We start from the raw sequence: 19187 nt of genomic DNA, 5'->3' as shown, positions 1-19187 counted from the left end.
AGAGCGAGGCCACCGGGGCTCACCCCAGGGGAGCACGCCCCGGGATGGCCTCCGGCACCGCTCGTCGGCGAGGATCTCCCCATGCACTCCGCCGCGCCCCTCGACTCGCCGCCCAGTCCGCCCCGCCCGCGAAAGTCCCGTGCCGCGCTCGTCGCCGCGGTCCTGTGCGTCCCCTCGCTCCTGCTGATCCTCCTGGTGGAACTGGAGTGGGGCCCGTTGGGCACCCTCGACGGCGACATCGCGCGCACCACGCACCGCTGGGCCGTCGCGCACGACGGCCTCACCCATGCGAGCCGCATCCTGACCGACTGGGTGTGGGACCCGTGGACGATGCGCGCGCTGTGCGCCGTGGCCGTGGCGTGGCTCGCCCTGCGCGGGGCGTACCGGCTGGCGCTGTGGATCGCCGCCACCTGCGCGGTGGGCACCCTGGCGCAGCAGGGCCTCAAGGCCGCGGTCGACAAGCCGCGCCCGTCATGGCCGGACCCCGTGGACTCCGCGCACTTCGCGGCCTTCCCCTCGGGGCACGCCATGACGGCGACGGTCGCCTGCGGGCTGCTCCTGTGGCTGCTGCGCATGTACGGCGCCGGGCCCGCCGTGTGGCGCACCGGGGTGACGGTCTCCGTGGTCTCCGTGGTCGGGGTCGGCGTGACCCGGATCTGGAACGGCGTGCACTGGCCGTCGGACGTCGTGGGCGGCTGGCTCCTGGGCGCACTGATGGTGGCCCTCGCGATCGCGACGTACGCACACCGACCGGGCACGCACACACCAGAAACCACGTAGCCAGCACACCCACCCACAGCCGCCCCGCACCCCGGGCCGGACCGGGACCGAGAACAGCGCACACCGCCCGCCCAGCGACACCGGCAGCTGACTCCTGGGCACCGCTGATGGCGGCACTCACGAATCCCGACGCACGCACACCGACCGGGCACCCACACACCCGAGACCACGTAGCCAGCACACCCACCCACAGCCGCCCCACACCCCGGGCCGGACCGGAACCGAGAACAGCGCACACCCCCCGCCCAGCGACACCAGCGGCTGACTCCTGGGCACCGCTGATGGCGGCACTCACGAATCCCGACGCACCCGCACCGGACCGGCGCCCGCATGCCCCCGCCCCCCGGCGCGCCCGTGCAGCCGAGCTCTTTTCCTCTCCCCACGGTCGTGACGCGAAGGCAGCTCCGTCGCGGCGGCGCTCGCCACCGCCTCGTACGCCGACGGGCGGGAAGGTGTGCGGCCACAACCGCTTAACGCGCCTGCCGCCGACCGCACTTGACTGCTCATCGGGCGGTCCCGGAGGATCCTTGCCATGACGATCAAGGGCGCGCTCTTCGACTTCTCCGGGACCCTCTTCCGCATCGAGTCCGCCGGGTCCTGGCTGCGCGCGGTGCTCCAGGAGGCCCGGGTTCCGCTCCCCGTGGCCGAGTCGGAGCGTCTGGCCGCCGACCTGGAGCGAGCGGGCGCACTGCCGGGCGGGGCGCGTCCCGATGTCGTGCCCGACCGGCTCGCCGAGCTGTGGGGCAGGCGCGACCGCAGCGCCGCGGAGCACCGCGCGGCGTTCACAGCCATGTCGCGCGAGGTCCCGCTGCCCGATCCGCGGCTGCACGACGCCCTGTACGAACGCCACATGCGGCCCGAGGCCTGGCGTCCCTACGCGGATGCCGCCGAGGTGCTCACGGCGCTCCGTGAGCGGGGCGTCCGCGTCGCGGTGATCAGCAACATCGGCTGGGACCTGCGTCCCGTCTTCCGTGCCCACGGCCTTGACGGATACGTCGACGCGTACGCCCTGTCGTACGAGCACGAGATCCAGAAGCCGGACCCGCGCCTGTTCGCGCGCGCCTGCGAGGAGCTCGGCGTCGATCCGGCGGACGCGCTGATGGTCGGCGACGACCGGCACGCGGACGCCGGCGCAGCCGCGCTCGGCTGCGCCGTGCACTTCGTGGACCCGCTGCCCGTGGACCGGCGGCCGGACGGACTGCGCCCCGTCATCGGCCTCGTCGACCGGGGCTGAGGCATCAGGCCTCGCCGGACGTTCCGCAGGGGCCCGAGTGATCGCAGTACGGCTGGTTCCCGCTCGCGCCGCAGCCGCACAGCATCACGCGCGTCTCCCGCACCTCGGGGCCGCCCGCCGCCGCGATCCGCAGATCGCCGCGGAGCACGAGCGTGCCGTCGGCCGTGCGCTCCACGGTGGTGGGCCCGGTCGGCCGCTCCGTCGTCCCGTCGGCCTCCTCGTACTGCAGCGCCCCGGACGGACAGCGGCGCACCACATCGGCGACCTCGTCCGCGGGGGCCGCGTCGGGGGAGATCCAGGGGCGGCGCCCGGTGTCGAAGACCTGGGGCAGCCCGCGTACGCACTCCGCGGCGTGCAGACACCGCCGCGCGTCGAAGCTGACGGTGATGCGCTGTCCTCGGTACGGCTTGCCCCGCTCGGCGCCCATACGGCTCCTCGGCCTGCGGTTCGGCTGACGGCTAGAGCGCGGGGCTGTTCATGAGCGGTAGCCCTCGACCTCGGCGGCGGGCCGCACCCGCGCCTCGTCCGGGTTCTCGCCGAACTCCGCCTTCGCGCGCCGCTGGCGCAGCAGGTCCCAGCACCGGTCCAGTTCACGTTCGAGCACGCCGAGCCTCGCGCGCTCCGTCGCCTCGTCGATGGCTCCCGACGCCAGGGAGTCCCGCAGCGTCCGCTCGTCGTCGACCATCGACGAGATCCGGGACAGAATCTGCTCTTGATCCATCTCAGTACGCCTCCTCGGCCCCCCGGCCCACTGTAAGGAGGGTTCGGCCGATCGGCACCTGTGAGCAGGCAACACTCCCCCGCGGTGTTGCCTGCCCCAGGCCACACCGGACCATGAGCGACCCACTGGGGGTCTTGGTCCGAGACACGCTGAGTATACTGGCTCGAAGCCAGTCAACGCAGGAGTTACAGGATGTCCCCGCGTAGCGCATCGGTCAATGAAGAGTTGCGAAGGCGTTCCAGGGAACGGCTCCTGCAGGCCACGGTCGAGCTGGTGAGCGAGCGCGGCTATGAGGCGACGACACTCGGCGACATCGCGGACCGCGCGGGCTCGGCCCGAGGTCTGGTGTCGTACTACTTCCCCGGCAAGCGCCAGCTCCTGCAGTCGGCGGTGCACCGCCTGATGCACCGCACGCTCCAGGCCGCCCTGGAACGGGAGCCGCGGACGACGGACGGGGACGAGCTCCTGGCCCGCGCCATCGACGCGATCCTGGGCCTGGCCCGGGATCAGCCGCTCCTCATGCGCACGCACATGGCGGGGATCCTCCAGGCGGACGGGTTCGTGCGCTGCCCGGAGCAGCAGCACCTCGCCGAACTGCTCCGCGACACCGTCGTACGCCATGGCTCGCCCGACGTGGACACCGACTATCCCTTGCTGCGCGCTCTGTTGATGGGCGCGGTCTTCGCGGTGCTGCTCCCGGGGGCGCCGATGCCCGCGGGCGCGCTGCGGGGCGAGCTGTTCCAGCGGTACGGGCTCGCGTGGGAACTCGGCGTCCCGCCGGGCGATGAGCCGCCCGACGGGACGCATGCGCGAGTGGACGATCAGGCCGCGCAGGAGACGCGGTCCGCTCGGCGGCCGACTCAGTCGAAGTAGTCCGGCTGGGTCTGGACGTTGAGCTCACGGACGCGGACCCGCTCGGCGGGATCCGTCCGCTTGTCGTCGATCTTCAGGACGTCGAGGCCCTTCTCGATGTCGTTCGAGTAGACGTAGCCGTTGTAGTAGTACGCCGACCAGGAGCCGCCGATCTGGATCGCGTCAGTGGTGAGGGGACCGCGCTCGAAGTAGCCGATCTCCTTCGGCTTCGAGGAGTTGGTGAAGTCCCAGACGGAGACGCCGCCTTGGTACCACGCCTGGACCATCAGGTCCTTGCCCTTGACCGGGATCAGCGAGCCGTTGTGGGCCACGCAGTTCTCGGTCGCGGCCTGGTGGCGCGGGATCTTGTAGTAGCTCTTGAAGACGAGCTTGCGGTGGTTGCCCTTGCCGGTGACGTCGTAGATGCCGTTGGCGCCGCGCTCCGGGCCGGTCGCCTCGTCGCAGGTGGCGCCGCCACCGCCGCCCAACTCATCGGTGAAGACGACCTTGTTGGCCTTCTGGTTGAAGGTCGCCGAGTGCCAGAACGCGAAGTTCTTGTTGTCCTGGACGCGGTCGATGACCTTCGGGTTCTCCGGGTCCTTGATGGAGAACAGGATGCCGTCACCCATGCAGGCGCCCGCCGCGAGGTCCTTGGAGGGCAGCACGGTGATGTCGTGGCAGCCGGTGGTCTTGGAGACACCCGGGTTGGTGGGTCCGCCCGGGTTGCCGCCGCCGTCGGGGCCTTCACCCGGGAAGAGGACGGGGAAGTCGACGACCGCCGCCTTCTGCGGGGCCTTGCGGGGCACCTTGATGACGGAGATGCCGTCGTGCGGCGGCTGGCAGTCCGGGAACGTCGCGCTCGGGGAGTACGAGGAGACGTACACGTAGACGCTCTTCTTCTCCGGCACCAGGGTGTGCGTGTGCGAGCCGCAGGCGGTCTCGACGGCGGAGACGTACCTCGGGTTGGCCTTGTCGCTGATGTCGAAGACCTTCATGCCCTCCCACGAGGACTTCTCGGTCGCGGGCTGCGTGGTGCTGCTGCAGGAGTTGTCGCTGCGCGAGGAGTCGGTGGAGAGGAAGAGCAGGTTCCCGGAGACGGAGACGTCGTTCTGCGAGCCGGGGCACAGGACCTGGGAGACGGTCCGCGGCTTCTTCGGGTTGCTGATGTCGTAAATACGGAAGCCGTCGTAATTGCCCGCGAAGGCGTACTTCCCCTGGAAGGCGATGTCGGTGTTGAGACCCGGCAGCGCGTCCTTGGGGATGTTGGCGAGATGTTTGATGTTGTCCGAGTGCACGATCTCGTCGGGCGCCGGTATCTTGCCGCTCTTGATCGCCGCCTTCGCGTCGGCGGCGTCACTCTTCGACACGCTCTTGGGCGCGGCGGGCGAGTCGCCCGGGTCGGGCGTCGCTCCGGCGGGCGCCGCGCTGAACAGCGCGGCAATCAGACCGAGCGCGGCCGCGCCGACGCCGAAGCGTCTGCGCCGTGTTCGGGGGTTGTTCAACAGGGTCACTGCGTCCTCCCTAGTCGCCGTTCGTAGTTGAACGGTTCACGGACACCCCGCAGTATCGTGCTCATCATGCACAGATCAACAGATGGCAACGCATCTGTAATGAAAGTTTTTGATCATCCACGCACGTAAGCGTGCTAGGACGGTCCCCAACTCCCCCGCGCGCCACAGGAGGCAGCCGTGCTCAACCGTCGTACGCCCGCCGTCACCGTGTTCCTCACGGCCGCCGTTCTCGCGCTCGGCGCCTGCGATTCAGGTGGTTCCGACGCCGGCTCGGAAACAGCCGAGAAGGCCGCGCCAGGACCCTCGGTGATCGCTCCGGGCAAACCGGGCGAGACGGCCGCGACGATGTCCGCCGAGGACGCGGCCAAGAAGAGAACCGACGACGACAGCCCCAACTCGGCCGACTTCACCTACACACAGATGATGATCACGCACCACGGCCAGGCCCTGACGATGACCGAACTCGCCCCGAAGCGCGCCGATTCCGCGAAGGTCAAGCGTCTGGCCGACCGCATCGCGGCCGCGCAGCGCCCGGAAATAGGCGCCATGAAGGGCTGGTTGAAGAGCCACGGCGGCGCGAAGAAGCAGCAGGGGCACGACCACGGGACGATGCCCGGCATGGCCACGGCGGGCCAGCTGAAGCAGTTGCGCGCCGCGGAGGGCAAGACGTTCGACGAGCTCTTCCTGAAGCTGATGATCACGCACCACAACGGCGCGATCACGATGGCCACGGAAGCGCTCACCGACGGCAACAACATCCAGGTCGAGGAGATGGCCAACGACGTGATCGCGCAGCAGACGGCGGAGATCGGCCGGATGCGCAAGATGTGAGGTGCCCGTCGGGAGAGCCGCCGGGAGAGCCGTAGGGCGCGGGACGTCAGGCGTGGCTTCGGGCGGCGGCGTCCCGCTCGTCGTGCGGCGCGTGGTCGCGTCGCGGCAGCAGCAGCGGGGTGGCCAGGATGAGGATCCCGGCGATCCCGACCGCGGTGCGCGGGCCGGTCGCGGCGGCCAGCAGGCCCCACAGGCCGGTCATGGCCGCGATGCTGAGCTTGCTGGTGACCGACCACGCGGACAGGGTGCGGGCGACACGGTCAGCGGGGGTGTGGTCGAGCCGGTAGGTGGCGAACACCGGGTTGAAGACCCCCGAGCAGGTGATCAGGCCGAACTCGACGACGATGACCAGGACGAGCCCGGCGGCACCGGGGCCGATGAAGGCAAGGCCGATCAGCCAGCACGCCCGCAGCGTCCCGGCGGTGCGCAGGACCCGGTGGCGCCCGAACCGCTCGACGAGCGGCCGGGCGAGCCGCGAGCCGAGCAGGCCGCCGACGCAGGGCACGGCGAAGGCCAGGCCGTACTGCCAGGGCGCGAAGCCGAGTTCGCCGACCATCAGGACGATCAGCAGGGGCGATGTCGCCATGATCAGGCCGTTGTTCAGCACCGTGTTGAAGAACAGCGGGCGCAGCGCCGGGCCCGCCAGGATGTAGCGCCAGCCGGCGAGCAGATCGCCCGCCCGGAACCGGGCTTGCGGCTCGGTGCGTACGGGGTGCGGCTCCTTGCCGCCGATCGCGCGGATCCCCAGGGCCGAGAGCAGGAAACTGACCGCGTCGGCCACCACGGTCATCACCGGGCCGAAGAGCCCGATCACCGCCCCGCCCAGCGGCGGCCCGATCACCAGGGCGGTCCAGTTCGTCGATTCGAGGCGGCCGTTCGCGACGAGCAGGTCCTGTGGCTCCACGAGCGCCTTGAGGCACGCACCGCTCGCCGAGCTGAAGGCGATGTCGGCCGCGCCGACGACGACCGCCACGAGCAGGAGCTGGCCGAAGCCGAGCAGGCCGAAGGCGTACGCGGCGGGGATGCTGAGCAGCGCCACGCACCGGACCAGGTCCGTCGCGATCATCACCGCCCGCTTGCGGCGGAACTCCACCCACGGCCCGAGCGGCACCGCCACCACCGCGCCGACCGCGAACCCCGCGGCCGCGAGGACCGACACCTGCGTCGGCCCCGCGTCCAGGGCGAGGATCGCGATCAGGGGGAACGCGTCGAACGCGAGCCGTGTCCCGAACGCACTGACCGTGTAGGCCGCCCACAGCCATCCGAACTGCCGCCCGAGGGACCTCCTGGCTCCCATGCCCGGTGCCACCCCTCGCCGTCACTCTCGAACAACCTCACCTTGACCTGCGGCATCCAATCCGGCGGCGGGTCCGCGGGTCAAACAACCGCATCGCGTGGGCGGCCACAACCGCTGGTTGTACCTCTTAGGATGTCCGGCGTGGACCTTCATGCCGTGCGCACCTTCGTCGCCGTCGCGGACGCCGGTCAGTTCCAGGAGGCGGCCTCCACGCTCGCGGTGACCCAGCAGGCCGTCTCCAAGCGTGTCGCCGCGCTGGAGAAGGACCTCGGTGTGCGGTTGTTCACGCGGACCGCGCGCGGGGCGCGGCTCACCATCGACGGGCAGGCGTTCCTGCCCCATGCCCGCGATCTCCTGCGGGCCGAGCAGCGGGCGGCGGACTCCGTGCGGCCCGGCCGCCGGGCGCTGCGCGTCGACGTGATCGGCCGGCGGCTCGCGCCCGCGGGGCTCCTGAGCGGCTTCCGCCGTGCGCATCCCGGCACCGAGCTCGACGTCGTGACGCTCTTCGACGCCGACACGGCGCTCGCCGCCGTCCGGTCGGGCACGATCGACGCGGCCTTCCGCGCCCTCACCCTGCCCGCGCGGCAGCTGCCCGACGGCGTCGAGGCGGCCCGGGTGTACGACGAGCCGGTGCAGCTCCTCACCGGGCCGGACCACGCGTTCGCGGCTGCCCGCGCGGTGACGCCCGCCGAGCTCGCCGGGCACAGGATCTGGATGCCCGGCATCGTCGCCGGCACGGAATGGGCCACGTACTACGAAGATCTCGCCGCGGCGTTCGGGCTCACCATCGAGGTGACAGGACCCGATTTCGGCACCGAGCCGCTCCTCGACACGATCGCGGGATCCTCGGTCATCGCGACGTTCGTCGGCGAGCGGACCCGCCTCGTCTGGCCCGCCGACCACGACCTGCGGCGCGTCCCGGTGCACGGCCCGACCCCGGTCTACCCGCACTCGCTGATCTGGCGCGGCGACAACCCGCACCCCGCGCTCACCGCGCTCCGCGACCACCTCGCCGCCACGCGGCCCGAACGCCACGACGCCGATACATGGACGCCGAGATGGGCGCGGTGATCAGCGCGGAGACCGCCGCGGCGTTCGGCGCACCGGGCGCGGGCTAGCGGCGGTTGTGGCGCGGGGGCAGGGCGCCCGCGTCCCGCGCGGAGGCGATGAGCTTGAGTGATCTGCGGCGGCTGCGGCCGGTCGCGTACATCACGGCGAGCACGGGATCCCGGCCATCGGCCTGCGCCGCGCGGTACTCCTGGGCCACCATGAGGCGCCCTTCGCGCCCGCGCGGCCACGACGGGCGGGCGCGCTGCACGGCGGGCGGCTGGTCCTGGGTGGGCGCGAGCACGTGCGGATACGGATGCGGATGCGGATGCGTGTACGCCGGTTCGCAGCGCGGCTGCGCGGTGACGTCGTGACCGGGCAGGGCAGAGAAGTCATGTCCCGACGGAGCGGGAAAGTCGTCGGCCGGATGCGGATGCGGCGGCCGGGCGTGCAGGCCCTCCAGGGTGATCCGCCCTTCCGACACCACGGCCCGTGCGTCGACGGCGGCTCCGTCACCGAAGGTCAGCCGTACATGGAATGAGGGCGAGCCAGTCGAACAGGCAGGATTCGGTCGATAGTGATCAGAAACGCCAAGAAAGGGGCTCTCAAGCACAATCAAAAGGTAGCCGTGCGATCGCATTAGGTCACGAACGGCACGCAGAGCCGCGCGGCGGTCCGCGCTGGAGCGAGGCACCCGGATCAACGCGCCCCCTCACCGCATCTCCCCCTCGACGCACCTTGGTGCGATGCTGAACCCATCCCCCGAGGCCGCCTCGCGGAAGGAGCACCGCCGTGCTGCAGGTCGCCGTCGTCGGATCGGGCCCGAGCGGGGTCTACACCGCGCAGTCCCTCGTCCAGCAGGACCGCGTGCCGGGGGTGCGCGTCGACGTCATCGACCGGCTGCCCTGCCCCTACGGCCTCGTGCGGTACGGCGTCGCACCCGACCACGAGAAGATCAAGTCCCTCCAGAACAACCTGCGTACGGTCCTGGAACACGACCGCGTCCGCTTCCTCGGCGGCATCGAGATCGGCCCCGGCGGCTTCCCCGTCGCGCGGCTGCTCGACCTCTACCACGCGGTGGTCTACTGCGTGGGCGCGGCAGCCGACCGCAGGCTAGGCGTACCGGGCGAGGATCTGCCGGGGAGCCACTCGGCCACGGAGTTCGTGTCCTGGTACAGCGCGCACCCGGACGCGGCGACCGACGGTTTCGTGGAGGGCGTGGAGTCCGCCGTGGTCATCGGAGTGGGGAACGTCGCGGTGGACGTCGCGCGGATGCTGGCCCGCGGCGCGGCCGAGCTGCGGCCCACCGACATGCCGCAGGCAGCGCTCGGCGTGCTTGCCGAGAGCCGGGTGCGCGAGGTCCACATGGTGGGGCGGCGCGGACCTTCGCAGGCGCGCTTCACCACCAAGGAGCTGCGCGAGCTCGGTTCCCTCCCGGACACCGAAGTGATCGTGGATCCCGCGGAGTTGGTGCTCGATCCCGCGTACGCCGACCCCTCAGGACTGCCCCCGGCGGGCCGCCGCAACGTCGAGGTGATGCGCGGCTGGGCCGAGCGCCCGGCGCAGCACCTGCCGCGCAGCATCCGGCTCCGCTTCTTCCTGCGCCCCGTGGCCGTCACGGAGACGGCGGGCCGCGTCGGCGGGGTGCGGTTCGAGCGGACACTGCCGGACGGGCGGGGCGGGGTGACGGGGTCGGGGCAGTACGAGGACATCGCGGGGCAGCTCGTCCTGCGCTCGGTCGGCTACCGCGGGGTGCCGATCGACGGACTTCCGTTCGACCCCGGGCTCGGCACGGTTCCGCATGCGGCGGGGCGGGTGCTGCGGGAGGGCGCGGCATCCCCCGGCGAGTATGTGGCGGGCTGGATCAAGCGGGGCCCGACGGGCGTCATCGGGACCAACCGCCCGTGTGCCAAGGAGACGGTGCTGTCCTTGCTCGACGACGCCCCTGCCCTCGTACGCAGAGGGGTACCCGAGGATCCGCTGCCCGCTCTCCTCGACGCGGGGCTGCACCCCGTCGAGTGGCAGGGCTGGCTGGGGATCGAGCGTGCGGAGGCCGCGGTCGGCGCGGCGCTGGGGCGCGGGCCCGTGAAGATCCCCGACTGGCCGGGGCTGCGGGCCGCTGCGCGGGGCGTTGAGCACTGAGCCCTGAGCCTGGACTGTGCAGTGAGGGTGATCTGCGGGTCCGTGGGGGCTGGGCGCGCAGTTCCCCGCGCCCCTTACGGGGCGTCCTCCCCCGCGCTCCCTTCGTGCCGCGTCCCCCTTACGGGGCGCCCGTGCGCTCCGCCTGCGCCGTCGCCGCGGCCAGGACGCTGTCGAGGAGCCCGGGGAAGAGCGCGTCCAGGTCGTCGCGGCGCAGGCCGTTGAGCTTGGCCGTGCCGCGGTAGATCTGCTGGATCACGCCGCTCTCGCGCAGCACCCTGAAGTGGTGGGTGCTCGTGGACTTCGTGACGGGCAGGTCGATCTGCGAACAGGAGAGACCGTCGAGGCCCGGCTCGCACCCGGCCAACTGCCGTACGACCCGCAGGCGCATCGGGTCCGACAGCGCGTGCAGCACACCCTCGAGCCGGATCTCCACCCGCGCCGGATGGTCGAGCGCGCGGGTGCTGATCGGTGCGGCGGTCGTCATGACGGCTCCACTTCGTCCGGGCTTCACGTCTTCTCGAAGGCCTCCATAGTACGAGAGTCATCGTAGTTTGACATCCGGCGTACTACGAGGGCTACCGTACGAGCCGTACCGAAGTCCGTCACGAATGGAGTCCGCCGTGAGCGCGCTGTTCGAGCCCTGCACCCTGCGATCCCTGACCGTCCCCAACCGGGTGTGGATGGCGCCGATGTGCCAGTACTCGGCCGAGGTGTTCGGGCCCGACGCGGGTGTGGCGAACGACTGGCACTTCGCCCACTACGGAGCGCGCGCCGCCGGCGGCACCGGCCTGATCCTCGTCGAGGCGACGGCCGTGAGCCCCGAGGGCCGCATCAGCCCCGCGGACCTCGGCATATGGAACGACACCCAGGTCGATGCGCTGCGCCGCATCACCGGATTCCTGAAGACCCAGGGCACCACTCCGGGCATCCAGATCGCCCACGCGGGCCGCAAGGCGTCCACCGACCGCCCCTGGAAGGGCGGCGGACCCGTCGGCCAGGAGGAGAATGGCTGGCAGCCGCTCGCGCCCAGCGCGCTCCCCTTCGACGAGGGCCACCACCTGCCGCACGAGCTCACCACGGACGAGATCCACGACGTCGTCGGCCAGTTCGCCGCCGCGGCCCGGCGCGCCCTTGACGCCGGATTCCAGGTGGTCGAGATCCACGGCGCCCACGGCTACCTCATCGGCGAGTTCCTCTCGCCGTTCACCAATCACCGCACGGACGAGTACGGCGGCTCCTTCGAGAACCGCTCCCGGCTCGCCCTCGAGGTCGTCGACGCCGTCCGCGCCGTCTGGCCCGAGGAACTGCCCCTCTTCTTCCGGATCTCCGCGACCGACTGGCTGACGGAGAACCCCGAGGACGAGCGCGACGGCTGGACCGCCGACGACACCGTCCGCCTCGCCAAGGAACTGCACGCCCACGGCGTGGACCTTCTCGACGTCTCCAGCGGAGGCAACGCCCCGAAGGCACGCATCAAGACGGGCCCTGGTTACCAAGTCCCCTTCGCAGCGCGGGTGAAGGCCGAGACGTCCCTCCCCGTGGCGGCCGTCGGCCTGATCACCGACCCCGAGCAGGCCGAGAAGATCCTCGCCAACGGAGAGGCGGACGCCGTGCTCCTGGGCCGCGAACTCCTGCGCAACCCCTCGTGGGCCCGGCACGCCGCGAACGAACTCGGCGGCGATGTGGCCACTCCCCAGCAGTACCACCGCATGGTGTGAGCCTTGGCCAAGGGTTGCCGACTGGGGACATCCCTAGGTGACTCCCCGAAGCGACGGGCGGGCCAGGGTTCGTACCGTGGCGCTGTCGCGATGTGTCACGGTTCGGGGCCCGTACCGGCCCTCAGGAGGGCGTTGTGCGCTACGTCATCGAGGTGTTCCGCTCGCCTGCGGGCGTGCACGGGAACGTGGTGGATGAGTGTGAAGAGGAAGGGGACACGGGCCGCTGCACGCCGTTCCACGGCTGGCTCGAGCTGCTCTCGCTCCTCGAACCGCCACCGGACCCGGCGTCCACGGAGACCGGAGAGCCGGCCTCCGCGACGGATGGCGACTCCTGTGACGCCTGATCCCACGGCACGGCAAACAGCTCCGCGGGAGCGGGGAATCTGCTTGTACCGGGACCCGTTCGGGCATCATCGTGGACGTTCGGGGCCATGCGCCCGGCACGGGCCGCCGTCACAGTCCTGGCGTCCGTACCGGGTGCCGACATGTGGGGGCGGTGATGACGTCCGGCGGCATTCTGAACGACCATGCCCACACACCGGCGCCCCATGAGGCGTTCTCCGGTCGCCGCCACGAACTCGCGGCGCTCCAGGAGGAGTTCCGCCAGGCGTGCGACGGTGTGCCGCGGCTCGTCCTGATCGACGGCCCTGGCGGCATCGGCAAGTCCGCGCTGGTGCGCAGGTTCCTCGACACGGCGGGCGACGCCTGTGTGCTCCAGGCCAGCGGCGAGGAGAACGAGAGCGCGCTGCCCTGCGGGGTGCTCGCCCAGTTCGTCGGACAGAGCCCCATCCCGCTGCCGGACTGCCTCGGCTCGCTGGTCCGCACGCCCCGCTCGGCGCCCGGCACCCTGCCGCCGCTCGCGGCGGGCTTCGGGCTGCTGGACCTGCTGAGCGAGCTGCAGGACAAGGGTCCCGTCATCCTGGTGCTCGACGACGCCCACTGGGCCGACTCCGCCTCGCTGAACGCGCTGACGTTCGCGCTGCGGCGGCTGCGCGTCGACAAGGTCCTCGCGATCGTGACGGCCCGGGACCCGCAGGCTCCCCAACTCCCGGACGGCATCCGCAGGTTGCTCTCCGACGTCCGCACCCGGCGGATCCCGCTGCACGGGCTCACACCGGACGAACTGGGCTCCCTCAGCGCGCAGATGGGCTCCGACCGGCTGCCGCACTCCGCTTCCGTACGCCTCCACAGTCATACGCACGGCAATCCGCTGCACGCCCGTGCGCTGCTCGACCAGGTGCCCGCGCACGTCCTGCGGGACGTCGCCACGCCCCTGCCCGCGCCCCGTTCGTACGCCATGCTGGTGCTCGCCAATCTCGCGGAGTGCGGCTCCCAGGCGCAGCGGCTCGTCCAGTCGGTCAGTGTGCTCGGGCTCTGCTGCCCGCTGGGCGTGGCCGCCTCGCTCGCCCGTGTCACCACGCCCCTGCCCGCGCTCGAACGGGCCGTCAAAGCAGGCCTGTTGAAGGAGACACATCCGGGGGCCGCGCCCGAGATCGCCTTCCCGCACCCTCTCGTGCACGCCGCGGTCTACCAGGACATCGGGCCCGCGCACCGGGCCGACCTGCACACGCGGGCCGCGGCCCTGGTCGACGACGAGTACGCGAGCCTGCGGCACCGCGTGCTCGCGGCCACCGGCCCCGACGAGCATCTCGCCGCCGCCCTCGCCGCGTGCGCCCGGCGCGAGGCGGCCACCGGACAGTGGGCGGTCGCGGGCACGCACCTGCGGCACGCCTCACGGGTGGCGACGACCGGCATGGAACGCGACCGGCTCGCCGTCGAGGCCGTCGAGGCGCTGCTGCTCGACGGCCGGGTGCACGAGTCGGCCGAGCTCGCGACCGGTCTTCCGGCCGGCGCTGACCCGGCGCTGCGCGGGTACGTACGCGGTTATGTGGCCCGCGTCCAAGGGCGCATGGAGCAGGCGCAGACGCTGCTCGTCGACGCCTGGAACCAGTGCGATCACGAGAGCGATCCCTCGCTGGCCGCGCGGGCTGCCGAGCAGCTGAGCTACGCCGCCGTGATGCGGGGGCGCTCGGCCGACGCCGCCCAGTGGGCGGAGCGCGCACAGCGGCTCTCCACCCTCCAGGGGCCGAGCCGGATGCTGCGCTTCAACCACCTCCTCGCGCTCGGCCTCAGCGGGTTCGCCAAGAAGGGCATCGAGCTCGCCGGCGACCTTCCCGACCCCCTCCTCGTCCCTCCCGTGAGCATCGATCTGCTGCTCGCTCGCGGCCAGTTGAGGCTGTGGTCGGACGATCTCCTCGGCGCGCGATCCGACTTGCTGGGGGCTGTGGCCAACTGCCGCAGGGGAACAGTGCCGTTGCGCCTGCTTTCCGCCTCCGCTCTCGCGCAGACCCTGCACCGGCTCGGCGACTGGGACGAGGCGCTGATCCACGCCGAGGCGTCCGCGTCGATCGCCGACGACACCGAGCAGTCCTGGCTCAAGCCCGTCACGCACGCCATCGCCAGCTGGATCCTCTCGGCACGCGGCACCTGGGACCGCGCTTCGGCGCACCTGCGGCTCGCCCTGGACGCGCCGGGCTGCGACGAGAGCGCCCTCGCCTACGCGTACGCGGCATCGGCGCACGGCGCCTTCGCCGAGGCGCGCGCGGAGCCGGAGCGGGTCGTCGAGGCGCTGCGCCCGCTCCTCGACTTCGCCTCGCACGACGGCGTGAACGAACCCGGCGTGGTGTCCTGGCGTGAACTCCTGGTCGACGCGCTCATCCAGCTCGGCGACTTCGACGAGGCGGAGGCGGTGCTCCTCCCCTACGAGGAGCGGGCATCGGCGCGCGGGCAGCACTCGGCGCTGTCCGCCGCGGCCCGGGTGCGCGGCAATCTGCACGCGGCGCGCCGGGACACGGACCGCGCCCAGGCCTCGTTCCTGCGCGCGCACGACCAGGCGGCGCAGATCCCCTCGCCTTTCGGCCGCGCCCGCGTGCAGCTCGACCACGGGGCGTTCCTGCGCAGGATCGGCCGCCGCTCGGTCGCCGTGGCCCAGCTCCAGGCGGCGTACACGACCATGCGTGAACTGGACGCCGCGCCCTACCTCGCGCGGTGCGAAAGGGAGTTGGACGCCTGCGGGCGTGCGGCGCCGCCGCGGCCCGCGCACGATCCGGCGGCCGCCGACCCCGCCTCCGCGGCCGAGGGGCTCACGCCGCAGGAGCTGGCCGTCGCGCGTCTGGCGTCGCAGGGCTTCACCAACCGGCAGATCGCCACCGCGCTCGCGCTGAGCGTCAAGACCATCGAGTACCACCTGGGCCACACCTATACGAAGCTCGGCATCGCCTCGCGCATCGGGCTCGTGCAGCACTTCGCCCCTCAGGAGCGGCGCACGTCCTCCTCCTAGCCCGACCTCCTAGCCCGTCCCCTGGCCGGAGCCCTGGCGCACCGGGGTTATCCCTGGGCGGTTCCCTGAGGCACCCCTGCCCTGCCCGGCGTAGGTTCTTGGCTGGTCAGGGCACGGAATGCACAACTGGGGGTGCACAGATGGCTGTCACGGAATGTCCGGCGGTACGCGACGACGCGCCACCGGTCCTGCGTCTGCGGCTGCTGGGGGGATTTCACCTCAGCCGCGGCGAGGGCGACGGCGGCGAGCAGGTCGACGTGTCCGCCAGCGGACAGCAGTTGCTGGCCCTGCTCGGGCTTCGTGGCCCCACGACGCGTTCGGTGCTCGCGGGGACGCTGTGGCCCGAGGTCACCGAGGAACGTGCACGTGCCTGCCTCCGTACCGCCATCTGGCGCCTGAACGCGGCGGGTTCGGCCGTCTGCGACCCCCGGCCCGGGGTGCTCGCGCTCAGCCGGCGCGTCCGGATGGACATCGAGGACTTCACCGCCACGGCACACCACATACTCGCGGCCTCGGCAGAGGGGACCGGGGCCGCGTGCGCCTCGCTGATGGGCATGGGTGAACTGCTGCCCGGCTGGTACCAGGACTGGGTGGTCTTCGAGCGTGAGCGGCTGCACCAGCTGCGGCTGCACGCGCTCGAGGCCCTCTCGGCCCGCCTTGTCGAGCAGGAGCAGTACGCCCCCGCCCTGGAGGCCGCGTTGGAGAGCACCCGGATCGATCCGCTGCGCGAGAGCGCGCGGCGGGCGGTCGTGACGGTGCACCTCGCCGAGAACAACCTCGCGGAGGCGGTGCGCCACTTCAAGGCGTTCCGCGGCCTGCTCCGTACGGAGCTCGGCATCGAACCCTCGGAGCAGTTCCTCACGATGGTGCGCCACGCGCTGACCTGATGTGCACGACGGGGAGGCGAGGCAGCCATGGTGACCGTGACCGCGGCGGGATTTCCCGCAACCGGAGTTCCCGCGACGGGGGTTCCTCAAGAACGGGTGACGCGCCATCACGTCACCGCAGGCCTGGCTGTCCGTGCGCGCTCGGGGGCGCACGGGCCGCAGGTCGGCCCACCCACCCCTGCCGGCCGTGTTGGGGGACGCGGCCGGCAGGCCACCGACGCTCCACCACGCACGGACACGGGGGTGCCGCGCGCGGCGAAGGAGCCGTCGGGAGCCGCGACGGCCGGGGCACGACTTCCCGGCCGTCGCGGCCTCACACCGCCCCTTGTGGGCCTCACTCTCCTTGCGGCTTCCCCTGCGGGCGCCTGAGCTCCCCGATGGCCTTGTCCACGGCCTTGTGCGGCATGCCGGTCCTGCGGGACAGGTCCTTCGGCTCCATGGTCCGCAGGACGTCGTCGACGCTCTTGTCCTCGACGCTCGCGATCTCCCGTACGTAGCGCTGGACCCGCTCGACCGGATCGGCGGCCCGCGGTCGCCGGACTCCACCGACAACCCCCGGCACCGGCGGGACCAGGCCGCCACGTGCCGCGATGCCCGGCCCGTGCTCCCGTTCCTGCTTCTGCTTCAGCTCCTGTTCGAGCCAGGTCGTCCAGACGCCGCGCCCGACCATGTGTTCCGCCGCGCTCTCGGCCACCGAACCGTCCTGGAGGATCCCCGGGTCGGCCGAGTCCGCCCGGACGAGCAGGCGGCAGGAGGCCGCCAGCATCGGCGGCGACGCGACCGGCGGCACCGGCTCGCCGAGCAGGGTGCACAGCGCGGCGATGTCCGGCTGGGCGGGGGCGTGGTGGACGAGGCGCTCCAGGATGCTGCCGATCCGCCCCAGGTCGGGGGTCGGGTGCAGCAGCAGGGCGTGCGCCCCGATGATGCCGAGGAAGGGGTTGACGCTCTTGGCGTCGAGCAGGCCCAGCAGCTGCCGCGTCGACACGAGGTCGATCCCCTGCCGCAGCCCCGAGAGCGCTGCCTCCAGGGCGAGGTCCAGGGTGCGGTCCGCCGGCTGCCAGCCGACGCCTCGGGGCACCATCTGGATCGAGGCGAACTGCGGCTGCGGGCCCTGCGGTCCGTTGCTCACGAACACCAGCGTCGTCCACCCGTCGAGCACGTGCAGCGCCTGCGCGAGGGTCAGCCCGTCGGCGGGCTTCCTGCGCGTCCTCAACCGGTAGCCGCCGGGCGGCAGTTCACCGCTCCAGGCCGACCACTCCTGCCCGCCGGCCGGCTCCCAGCCCCCGGCGCCGCCGTCCACCGGAGTACCGCACTCGTCGGCGATCTCCAGGGCGAACGGGTCGAGCTGCCAGCCCCTGCGCAGATTGCGGATCAGGACCATCAGCGTCGGCGGGCCCCCGCCGTGCGTCGCCTCGGTGCTCCAGCGCACCGCCGCCGCGCGGTGGTCCTCACGGGTCGTGGGGGTGCCTTCGACCGGGGTGGCCGTGGGCATGTCGGGCAGCGCGAGCCGCTCGACGAAGGGCTCCGTGCCGACCTCGACGAACCGGCTCTCCACCGCGCCGCCGAAGCGCTGCTCGATGCGGTAGATGCCGGGCGGCAGCGTGGTGTCGATGGTGCCCATCGCGTGCGCCACCTCGCGGAACGCGGAGTCCGTGACCGTGACGAGGACCGACGGGGTGTCCGGTATGACGACGAACGGCACGCGCTTGGCCGTCTCCTCCCGTGAGCGCCGCCGCTCTTCAGAGCTGGACACCATTCCCACCGCCCGTCATTACCTCGAAGAATCCACCGTTCTGGAAGTCATCCGCCGCCCAGCTCTCCGGCGTGACCCGGTACAGGCCGGGAGCGAGCTTCTCGACGTGTTCCGCGGCATCGACGTGCCACCTCAGCGGCGGCTCGTCGGGGTCGCCGCCGCGCAACTGCACCCAGCCCCGGAATCCCTCCGGGAAGCACAGCGTGACGAAAGGCATCCCGTTCTCCACGTCCCGCACGAAGACCATCGGAGCACTGCCCTTGACGAACCTGGGCTGCTGCGGGACCAGCAGGTGCCGGGTGCGGTCCTCCACATGACGTACGACGTAGTCCGCGAGGCTGTCGGAGGTGATGAGCCCCTTGCGGGTGACGCTGCGCCCGCCGAGACCGTCCAGGAGCGCGGTCGTGAAGTGCCCGCGCGCGAGGTCGGGGTCGGCGTTCTGCTCCTCGTAGGCGGGGTCGCCTTGCGAAGTGGCGTACCCGACGAAGCAGTCGACCTTCTCGAGCGCCCCCACGGTGGTGGTGAAGGGCGGCCCGAAGGGGAAGACGGAGCCGTTGCCGTTGCTCGTGCGGCAGCAGTCCGCGAAGCAGACGATCTCGCGGAACGGCGACGACGACTCGTACCAGTCCAGGTACTGGCCCACGGCGAGGTGATTGCCCAGGAGGTCGAACGCGGCGTTGGCCATGAGCAGCGCGGTGCTGTTGGGGGGCGTCATGAAGCCGTGCCCCGCGAGGAAGAAGTAGAGCCGGGTCCGCTGCCTCGCGGCCTCCCACTCCTCCTCGGGCCGGTCCTCGATCGCCCGCTGGACCGCGGTGTTCGTCCGGTAGAGCGCCAGGTCGACGTTCTCCCTGGTCGGTACGGCCGTCATGAAGTCCGCGGTGCGCTCCTGCTCCTCGGTGGCGGTCACCAGCGTGACGTTGCCTTCGGGCACATCGCCTCCCTTGGGATCGACGAGCCAGTCACGGAACCGGACCGCATCACCCCGTGCGGCCTGCAGGTCACCGATGGCGGGATAACGGTTGATGCCGACGACCACGGCGTAGTGCAGGTCGTTCATCGGGCTCTCCCCCTCGT

Annotated in this window: 18 protein-coding genes; 10 read left to right on the top strand and 8 right to left on the bottom strand. The window is 71.9% G+C overall.

Going from position 1 to position 19187, the window contains the following annotated elements:
* Positions 1 to 81: 81 nt before the first annotated feature.
* Together ABZ833_RS19345 and ABZ833_RS19340 are read left to right on the top strand one after the other, a co-directional pair.
* Positions 82 to 780 carry a phosphatase PAP2 family protein gene (locus tag ABZ833_RS19345; RefSeq protein WP_361048135.1) on the top strand — a complete coding sequence of 233 codons (699 nt, stop codon included), beginning with the start codon at positions 82 to 84 and terminating at the stop codon, positions 778 to 780.
* A 532-nt stretch (positions 781 to 1312) separates the two neighbouring features.
* Positions 1313 to 2014: an HAD-IA family hydrolase gene (locus ABZ833_RS19340; RefSeq protein ID WP_361048132.1), complete on the top strand. Its 702-nt coding sequence runs from the start codon at positions 1313 to 1315 to the stop codon at positions 2012 to 2014.
* A 4-nt stretch (positions 2015 to 2018) separates the two neighbouring features.
* Here the strand turns inward: ABZ833_RS19340 and ABZ833_RS19335 are convergent, their stop codons facing one another.
* Positions 2019 to 2441 (bottom strand): (4Fe-4S)-binding protein, encoded by a 423-nt coding sequence (locus ABZ833_RS19335; RefSeq protein ID WP_361048129.1) that lies wholly within the window; start codon positions 2439 to 2441, stop codon positions 2019 to 2021.
* A 48-nt stretch (positions 2442 to 2489) separates the two neighbouring features.
* Entirely contained in the window at positions 2490 to 2735 is a 246-nt protein-coding gene (locus tag ABZ833_RS19330) for a DUF2630 family protein (protein WP_361048126.1), read from the bottom strand.
* A 192-nt stretch (positions 2736 to 2927) separates the two neighbouring features.
* Here ABZ833_RS19330 and ABZ833_RS19325 point away from each other — a divergent pair, with 192 nt between their 5' ends.
* Positions 2928 to 3608, top strand: coding sequence for a TetR/AcrR family transcriptional regulator (locus ABZ833_RS19325; RefSeq protein ID WP_249591439.1), 681 nt, complete (start codon positions 2928 to 2930; stop codon positions 3606 to 3608).
* On the opposite strand, the gene ABZ833_RS19320 is transcribed toward ABZ833_RS19325, so the two are convergent.
* Positions 3596 to 5098 carry a hypothetical protein gene (locus tag ABZ833_RS19320; RefSeq protein WP_361048124.1) on the bottom strand — a complete coding sequence of 501 codons (1503 nt, stop codon included), beginning with the start codon at positions 5096 to 5098 and terminating at the stop codon, positions 3596 to 3598. The two genes, ABZ833_RS19325 and ABZ833_RS19320, sit on opposite strands and share 13 nt — an antisense overlap.
* A 177-nt stretch (positions 5099 to 5275) precedes the next feature.
* Between ABZ833_RS19320 and ABZ833_RS19315 the strand changes: the two genes are divergently transcribed.
* Positions 5276 to 5929, top strand: coding sequence for a DUF305 domain-containing protein (locus ABZ833_RS19315; RefSeq protein WP_361048121.1), 654 nt, complete (start codon positions 5276 to 5278; stop codon positions 5927 to 5929).
* 46 nt (positions 5930 to 5975) lie between these two features.
* Here ABZ833_RS19315 and ABZ833_RS19310 read toward each other — a convergent pair whose 3' ends face one another.
* Entirely contained in the window at positions 5976 to 7226 is a 1251-nt protein-coding gene (locus ABZ833_RS19310) for an MFS transporter (protein WP_361048119.1), read from the bottom strand.
* A gap of 141 nt (positions 7227 to 7367) precedes the next feature.
* On the opposite strand from ABZ833_RS19310, the gene ABZ833_RS19305 reads away from it, so the two are divergent.
* Positions 7368 to 8297 (top strand): LysR family transcriptional regulator, encoded by a 930-nt coding sequence (locus ABZ833_RS19305; protein WP_361048117.1) that lies wholly within the window; start codon positions 7368 to 7370, stop codon positions 8295 to 8297.
* A gap of 43 nt (positions 8298 to 8340) precedes the next feature.
* Here ABZ833_RS19305 and ABZ833_RS19300 read toward each other — a convergent pair whose 3' ends face one another.
* On the bottom strand, positions 8341 to 8886 hold the full coding sequence (locus ABZ833_RS19300; protein WP_361048115.1) for a DUF6214 family protein: 546 nt from the start codon (positions 8884 to 8886) through the stop codon (positions 8341 to 8343).
* A gap of 179 nt (positions 8887 to 9065) precedes the next feature.
* On the opposite strand from ABZ833_RS19300, the gene ABZ833_RS19295 reads away from it, so the two are divergent.
* Entirely contained in the window at positions 9066 to 10415 is a 1350-nt protein-coding gene (locus ABZ833_RS19295; protein ID WP_361048112.1) for an FAD-dependent oxidoreductase, read from the top strand.
* 118 nt (positions 10416 to 10533) lie between these two features.
* On the opposite strand, the gene ABZ833_RS19290 is transcribed toward ABZ833_RS19295, so the two are convergent.
* A complete protein-coding gene (locus ABZ833_RS19290) occupies positions 10534 to 10899 on the bottom strand; it encodes a helix-turn-helix transcriptional regulator (protein ID WP_361048110.1) in 366 nt (121 codons plus the stop codon).
* Positions 10900 to 11035: 136 nt separating this feature from the next.
* Between ABZ833_RS19290 and ABZ833_RS19285 the strand changes: the two genes are divergently transcribed.
* From ABZ833_RS19285 to ABZ833_RS19270, 4 genes are all read left to right on the top strand, one after another.
* Positions 11036 to 12133, top strand: a complete 1098-nt coding sequence (locus ABZ833_RS19285) for an NADH:flavin oxidoreductase/NADH oxidase (RefSeq protein WP_361048107.1) — start codon at positions 11036 to 11038, stop codon at positions 12131 to 12133.
* Positions 12134 to 12267: 134 nt separating this feature from the next.
* The gene (locus ABZ833_RS19280) at positions 12268 to 12477 is read left to right on the top strand and encodes a hypothetical protein (RefSeq protein WP_249591431.1); all 210 of its coding nucleotides are present in this window, start codon (positions 12268 to 12270) and stop codon (positions 12475 to 12477) included.
* 155 nt (positions 12478 to 12632) lie between these two features.
* Positions 12633 to 15473 carry an AAA family ATPase gene (locus tag ABZ833_RS19275; RefSeq protein WP_361048103.1) on the top strand — a complete coding sequence of 947 codons (2841 nt, stop codon included), beginning with the start codon at positions 12633 to 12635 and terminating at the stop codon, positions 15471 to 15473.
* A gap of 140 nt (positions 15474 to 15613) precedes the next feature.
* A complete protein-coding gene (locus ABZ833_RS19270) occupies positions 15614 to 16360 on the top strand; it encodes a BTAD domain-containing putative transcriptional regulator (RefSeq protein WP_361048100.1) in 747 nt (248 codons plus the stop codon).
* Positions 16361 to 16694: 334 nt separating this feature from the next.
* Here ABZ833_RS19270 and ABZ833_RS19265 read toward each other — a convergent pair whose 3' ends face one another.
* Both ABZ833_RS19265 and ABZ833_RS19260 read right to left on the bottom strand, forming a co-directional pair.
* Positions 16695 to 18116: a hypothetical protein gene (locus ABZ833_RS19265; RefSeq protein ID WP_361048097.1), complete on the bottom strand. Its 1422-nt coding sequence runs from the start codon at positions 18114 to 18116 to the stop codon at positions 16695 to 16697.
* A complete protein-coding gene (locus ABZ833_RS19260) occupies positions 18100 to 19170 on the bottom strand; it encodes a caspase family protein (RefSeq protein WP_361048094.1) in 1071 nt (356 codons plus the stop codon). The genes ABZ833_RS19265 and ABZ833_RS19260 overlap by 17 nt, the downstream gene beginning before the upstream one ends.
* Positions 19171 to 19187 lie beyond the last annotated feature (17 nt).

This window comes from Streptomyces sp. NPDC047525 (genome assembly GCF_040643025.1).
Classification (GTDB): domain Bacteria; phylum Actinomycetota; class Actinomycetes; order Streptomycetales; family Streptomycetaceae; genus Streptomyces; species Streptomyces durmitorensis.
Note: the sequence above shows the minus strand (reverse complement) of the source record. Positions and strands in the feature narration are given on the sequence as shown.

Bases quoted from the DNA above. Each gene is read 5' to 3' on its own strand.
- ABZ833_RS19275 (WP_361048103.1), top strand. From the start codon at position 12,633: ATGACGTCCGGCGGCATTCTGAACGACCATGCCCACACACCGGCGCCC.
- ABZ833_RS19260 (WP_361048094.1), bottom strand. From the start codon at position 19,170: ATGAACGACCTGCACTACGCCGTGGTCGTCGGCATCAACCGTTATCCC.
- ABZ833_RS19290 (WP_361048110.1), bottom strand. From the start codon at position 10,899: ATGACGACCGCCGCACCGATCAGCACCCGCGCGCTCGACCATCCGGCG.
- ABZ833_RS19310 (WP_361048119.1), bottom strand. From the start codon at position 7,226: ATGGGAGCCAGGAGGTCCCTCGGGCGGCAGTTCGGATGGCTGTGGGCG.
- ABZ833_RS19335 (WP_361048129.1), bottom strand. From the start codon at position 2,441: ATGGGCGCCGAGCGGGGCAAGCCGTACCGAGGACAGCGCATCACCGTC.
- ABZ833_RS19340 (WP_361048132.1), top strand. From the start codon at position 1,313: ATGACGATCAAGGGCGCGCTCTTCGACTTCTCCGGGACCCTCTTCCGC.
- ABZ833_RS19345 (WP_361048135.1), top strand. From the start codon at position 82: ATGCACTCCGCCGCGCCCCTCGACTCGCCGCCCAGTCCGCCCCGCCCG.
- ABZ833_RS19325 (WP_249591439.1), top strand. From the start codon at position 2,928: ATGTCCCCGCGTAGCGCATCGGTCAATGAAGAGTTGCGAAGGCGTTCC.
- ABZ833_RS19270 (WP_361048100.1), top strand. From the start codon at position 15,614: ATGGCTGTCACGGAATGTCCGGCGGTACGCGACGACGCGCCACCGGTC.
- ABZ833_RS19330 (WP_361048126.1), bottom strand. From the start codon at position 2,735: ATGGATCAAGAGCAGATTCTGTCCCGGATCTCGTCGATGGTCGACGAC.
- ABZ833_RS19265 (WP_361048097.1), bottom strand. From the start codon at position 18,116: ATGGTGTCCAGCTCTGAAGAGCGGCGGCGCTCACGGGAGGAGACGGCC.